The sequence below is a fragment of the Bifidobacterium imperatoris genome, assembly GCF_002860405.1.
In the GTDB taxonomy this organism is placed as follows: Bacteria; Actinomycetota; Actinomycetes; order Actinomycetales; family Bifidobacteriaceae; genus Bifidobacterium; species Bifidobacterium imperatoris.
Window position 1 is genome coordinate 1 of sequence record NZ_NMWV01000059.1, and the last position, 5,832, is coordinate 5,832.

General features: G+C 58.6%; 3 rRNA genes. All 3 read right to left on the reverse strand.

Going from position 1 to position 5,832, the window contains the following annotated elements:
• Positions 1–164 precede the first annotated feature (164 nt).
• The 3 genes from rrf to Tam1G_RS11435 all read right to left on the reverse strand — a co-directional run bounded on the left by rrf (position 165) and on the right by Tam1G_RS11435 (position 5,472).
• Positions 165–281: ribosomal RNA gene (rrf, locus tag Tam1G_RS11425) — 5S ribosomal RNA — on the reverse strand.
• Positions 282–457: 176 nt separating this feature from the next.
• Positions 458–3,517: ribosomal RNA gene (locus tag Tam1G_RS11430) — 23S ribosomal RNA — on the reverse strand.
• Between the two features lie 432 nt (positions 3,518–3,949).
• Positions 3,950–5,472 (reverse strand): 16S ribosomal RNA (locus Tam1G_RS11435).
• The 16S, 23S and 5S rRNA genes sit together here, the layout of an rRNA operon.
• Between the last annotated feature and the right edge of the window lie 360 nt (positions 5,473–5,832).

The window sequence follows — 5,832 nt, forward strand, 5'->3', positions numbered from 1 at the left end:
TATTCACAGGATTCCTCCTCGTCAATTGTCCTTGACAGACTTGGTCTCTAAGCATTGAGACACTGCTGTAGTGTCACAATATACTACCGTTACTTTTTAACGATGTGGAATATGCGGAAACCCTCGGGGGCTGTTGCTCCACCGAGGGTTTTCTTTGACGTGTGATGCGGCGGTGTGCTACTCTCCCACACCCTGTCGGGTGCAGTACCATCGCCGTGCCAGGCCTTAGCTTCCGGGTTCGGAATGGGACCGGGCGTCTCCCCTGGGCCATGACCGCCGCAAATCTTCTGTTATACGGTCCAAGACCATGTCTTGGCCGGCATGTGGTGGTTCGGGGACCGGATGGTGGACGCTTCCTGATGTTCGTTTTCCGATGTTCCGCGACGATGCAGTGTCTTTCTGTCGTCCGCGTGTCATTGTGCGCAGCACGGTCGCCAACAATCGAAGATGTTGGCATAGGGTTTCGCCTTTCCCCGTTAGTACCGGTCGGCTCCACCCCTCGCGGGGCTTCCACGTCCGGCCTATCGACCACGTGTTCTTCATGGGGGGTTCAAGGATCCGGGGATCCTATGGAATGCTTATCTTGGAGCAGGCTTCCCGCTTAGATGCTTTCAGCGGTTATCCCTTCCGAACGTGGCCAACCGGCCGTGCCGCTGGCGCGACAACCGGCATACCAGAGGTTCGTCCACCCAGGTCCTCTCGTACTATGGGCAGGCCTCCTCAACATTCCAACGAGCGCAGAGGATAGAGACCAAACTGTCTCACGACGTTCTGAACCCAGCTCGCGTGCCGCTTTAATCGGCGAACAGCCGAACCCTTGGGACCTGCTCCAGCCCCAGGATGCGACGAGCCGACATCGAGGTGCCAAACCATCCCGTCGATATGGACTCTTGGGAATGATCAGCCTGTTATCCCCGGGGTACCTTTTATCCGTTGAGCGATGCCGCGTCCGTACACCGGCACCGGATCACTAGTTCCGACTTTCGTCCCTGCTCGACCCGTCAGTCTCGCAGTCAAGCTCCCTTGTGCACTTACACTCGCCACCCGATTGCCAACCGGGCTGAGGGAACCTTTGAGCGCCTCCGTTACTCTTTGGGAGGCAACCGCCCCAGTTAAACTACCCGCCAGGCACTGTCCCAGAGCAGGATGACTGCTCGTGGTGAGACATCCAATGCGAACAGAGCGGTATTTCACCTTGCGACTCCACACGGGCTGGCGCCCATGCATCGTAGTCTCCCGCCTATGCTACACAATCCACACCGAATGCCAATACCAAGGTATAGTAAAGGTCCCGGGGTCTTTTCGTCCTTCTGCGCTTAACGAGCATCTTTACTCGTACTGCAATTTCGCCGAGCTCCTGGTCGAGACAGTGGGGAAGTCGTTACGCCATTCGTGCAGGTCGGAACTTACCCGACAAGGAATTTCGCTACCTTAGGATGGTTATAGTTACCACCGCCGTTTACCGGGGCTTGAATTCACCGCTTCGCTTAAAGTTGACGGATCCTCTTAACCTTCCGGCACCGGGCAGGCGTCAGTGCATATACCGCGACTTGCGTCTTCGCATGCACCTGTGTTTTTGGTAAACAGTCGCTACCCCCTGGTCTGTGCCACCCCCAAAAGCTCCCACAGCGAGTGTGTTCACCATCGGGGGTCTCCCTTAAACCGAAGGAACGGGAGTGATTTGCCGAGTTCCTTGACCAGGATTCGCTCGATCGCCTTGGTATTCTCTACCTGACCACCAGTGTCGGTTTGGGGTACGGGCGCCAGACGCCCTCACGCCGAAGCTTTTCTCGACGGCCGGGATCACCGGATCCACGCTGTAACGCGCGTCCCGTCGCACCTCACCCTCGCGCCCCCCGGATTTGCCTGGGGGGCGGGCTGCGTGCTTGGCCCGGGAAAACCACCTCCCGGGCCGGCTGCCCTTCCGTGTCACTCCTGCGCTCACCTACCGGGGCTACGGTCCCAGACGAACCACCCTCACCAACCCGAAGGAAGGATCAGGAGGAACGCAAGGTTAGTACTCGCCCTTTCGGTCATTTCGGTCGCCTGCCGGTACGGGAATATCGACCCGTTCATCCATTCGACTACGCCTGTCGGCCTCGCCTTAGGACCCGACTCACCCAGGGACGATGAACGTGGCCCTGGAACCCTTGGTCATCCGGCGGACGGGATCTTCACCCGTCTCTCGCTACTCATGTCTGCATTCTCACTCCCACGAAGTCCACGACGCGCTTACGCGGCCGCTTCGACCCTCGTGGGACGCTCTCCTACCCAGTAGAAAACTACTGCCGCGTCTTCGGTGGCGTGCTTGAGCCCCGCTACATTGTCGGCGCGGAACCACTAGACCAGTGAGCTGTTACGCACTCTTTCAAGGGTGGCTGCTTCTGAGCCAACCTCCTGGCTGTCTATGCGACTCCACATCCTTTCCCACTTAGCACGCGCTTGGGGACCTTAGACGACGGTCTGGGCTGTCTCCCTCTCGACGACGGAGCTTATCCCCCGCCGACTCACTGCCGGGATACGCATCACGGGTATTCGGAGTTTGGTTGCTGTCGGTACCCAGCACGGGCCCTCAAGCATCCAGTAGCTCTACCCCCCGGATGTACTCACCCGACGCTGCACCCAAATGCATTTCGGAGAGAACCAGCTATCACGGAATTTGATTGGCCTTTCACCCCTAGCCCCAGGTCATCCCCCCGGTTTTCAACCCAGGTGGGTGCGGTCCTCCACGCGGTCTTACCCGCGCTTCAACCTGCCCAGGGCTAGATCATCCCGCTTCGGGTCCAGGACGAGCGACTAAAAGACGCCTTTTAAGACTCGCTTTCGCTACGCGTCCGCCACACGGCTTACGCTTGCCACCCGCCACTGACTCGCAGACTCATTTTTCGATAGGCACGCCGTCACCCCTAAAGGCTCCGACGGTTTGTAGGCGCACGGTTTCAGGAACTCTTTCACTCCCCTCCCGGGGTGCTTTTCACCTTTCCCTCACGGTACTAGTACGCTATCGGTCAGACGGGAATACTTAGGCTTACCCAACGGTCTGGGCGGATTCACACGGGGTTCCACGGGACCCGTGCTACTTGGGAGACGCGCCTCGGCGGTCCATGCGCGTTCGGGTACGGGGCCATCACCCTCTACGGCCCGGTATCCAACCCGGTTCCCCTCGCACATGGATTTATCACCGCCGGCCGGCCCGTCGGAGCCGGCGCACGCGTTCCCACAACACCCCTGCCGCAACCCCCGACGGGTATCACACGGCAAAGGTTTGGCCTGATCCGCTTTCGCTCGCCACTACTCACGGAGTATCCTTTCCTGCAGGTACTGAGATGTTTCACTTCCCTGCGTACCCCCCGCACCACGGTGCGGTGACCGCCCACAACGGCGGCCGGGTTCCCCCATTCGGAGATCCTCGGATCGAAGCCCTGTTGACGGCTCCCCGAGGCCTATCGCGGTCTCACACGTCCTTCATCGGTCCCGTCTGCCAAGGCATCCACCATACGCCCTTGCGGGCGAAACACCCGCGCAACGCAACAATGCTGCCAGACGACAAATCAATCGACACTACATCAGATCACAAAACGATCGGAACGAACACCAAACAAAACTGTTCGGAGTCCGAACGAAATCAACAGCAAAAAACAAGCCGAAGCATGTTTCTTGCTCGCGTCCACTATCCAGTTCTCAAACCACCACGCACCCGCACGACCAGCCAACCGGAAACCAATCCGGGCGACCAGACCCACGGGGCATCGGACCGCACCCGAGAAAACCTCGGGGGTGGCGATCCGGGAGCCCAAAAGCGCATCCACACCACAACCAAAACCCACCGCACGACCGGCGGGCCAAAGCCCATGATCTCTTCCACACCAGCGACCCCTGCGGACGACCGGACTATCCGGCCCGCGGGGCACACACCGGATGCCGAACAGCATCCTGAATTACTCCGTAGAAAGGAGGTGATCCAGCCGCACCTTCCGGTACGGCTACCTTGTTACGACTTAGTCCCAATCACGAGCCTCACCTTAGACGGCTCCCCCCTCCGAAGAGGTTAGGCCACCGGCTTCGGGTGCTGCCCACTTTCATGACTTGACGGGCGGTGTGTACAAGGCCCGGGAACGCATTCACCGCGACGTTGCTGATTCGCGATTACTAGCGACTCCGCCTTCACGCAGTCGAGTTGCAGACTGCGATCCGAACTGAGACCGGTTTTCAGGGATCCGCTCCAAGTCGCCTTGTCGCATCCCGTTGTACCGGCCATTGTAGCATGCGTGAAGCCCTGGACGTAAGGGGCATGATGATCTGACGTCATCCCCACCTTCCTCCGAGTTAACCCCGGCGGTCCCTTATGAGTTCCCATCCGAAATGCTGGCAACATAAGGCGAGGGTTGCGCTCGTTGCGGGACTTAACCCAACATCTCACGACACGAGCTGACGACGACCATGCACCACCTGTGAACCCGCCCCGAAGGGAGGCGACGTCTCCGCCGCTGTCGGGAACATGTCAAGCCCAGGTAAGGTTCTTCGCGTTGCATCGAATTAATCCGCATGCTCCGCCGCTTGTGCGGGCCCCCGTCAATTTCTTTGAGTTTTAGCCTTGCGGCCGTACTCCCCAGGCGGGATGCTTAACGCGTTGGCTCCGACACGGAACACGTGGAACGTGCCCCACATCCAGCATCCACCGTTTACGGCGTGGACTACCAGGGTATCTAATCCTGTTCGCTCCCCACGCTTTCGCTCCTCAGCGTCAGTAACGGCCCAGAGACCTGCCTTCGCCATTGGTGTTCTTCCCGATATCTACACATTCCACCGTTACACCGGGAATTCCAGTCTCCCCTACCGCACTCAAGCCCGCCCGTACCCGGCGCGGATCCACCGTTAAGCGATGGACTTTCACACCGGACGCGACGAACCGCCTACGAGCCCTTTACGCCCAATAATTCCGGATAACGCTTGCGCCCTACGTATTACCGCGGCTGCTGGCACGTAGTTAGCCGGCGCTTATTCGACAGGTACACTCACTCACGCTTGCTCCCTGACAAAAGAGGTTTACAACCCGAAGGCCTCCATCCCTCACGCGGCGTCGCTGCATCAGGCTTGCGCCCATTGTGCAATATTCCCCACTGCTGCCTCCCGTAGGAGTCTGGGCCGTATCTCAGTCCCAATGTGGCCGGTCGCCCTCTCAGGCCGGCTACCCGTCGAAGCCACGGTGGGCCGTTACCCCGCCGTCAAGCTGATAGGACGCGACCCCATCCCACGCCGCGAAAGCTTTCCCAGAAGACCATGCGATCAACTGGAACATCCGGCATTACCACCCGTTTCCAGGAGCTATTCCGGAGCATGGGGCAGGTCGGTCACGCATTACTCACCCGTTCGCCACTCTCACCACCAGCAAGCTGATGGATCCCGTTCGACTTGCATGTGTTAAGCACGCCGCCAGCGTTCATCCTGAGCCAGAATCGAACCCTCCACAAAAAAATTCATGAAAAGAATCCGAAAAACAGACTCTCAAAAGAAAAAGACGAGACGATTCCTTAAGGAAGGAACCACTCTCACAAAAACCTCACCCCAATTCAACCCCTCCCGGGGAACCCGACCACCACAACAGGCGACCAGGCTTGGAATGAACTGGCAATCATTGACTATAAAGAAGTAGTACAAACACGCTCTTGAGTTCTCAAACCACCACCACACATTCATCAAGAAGCTCTCTGAAGCAGAGAACCACTCGCTGAGCGGCAGCAAGGGATAAACTTACACGGTTATCTCGATTCGCGCAAATCAGGGCGCATAAGAACCTGAGGAATCGGCATTATGACGCGGTTCCTTCGGCGT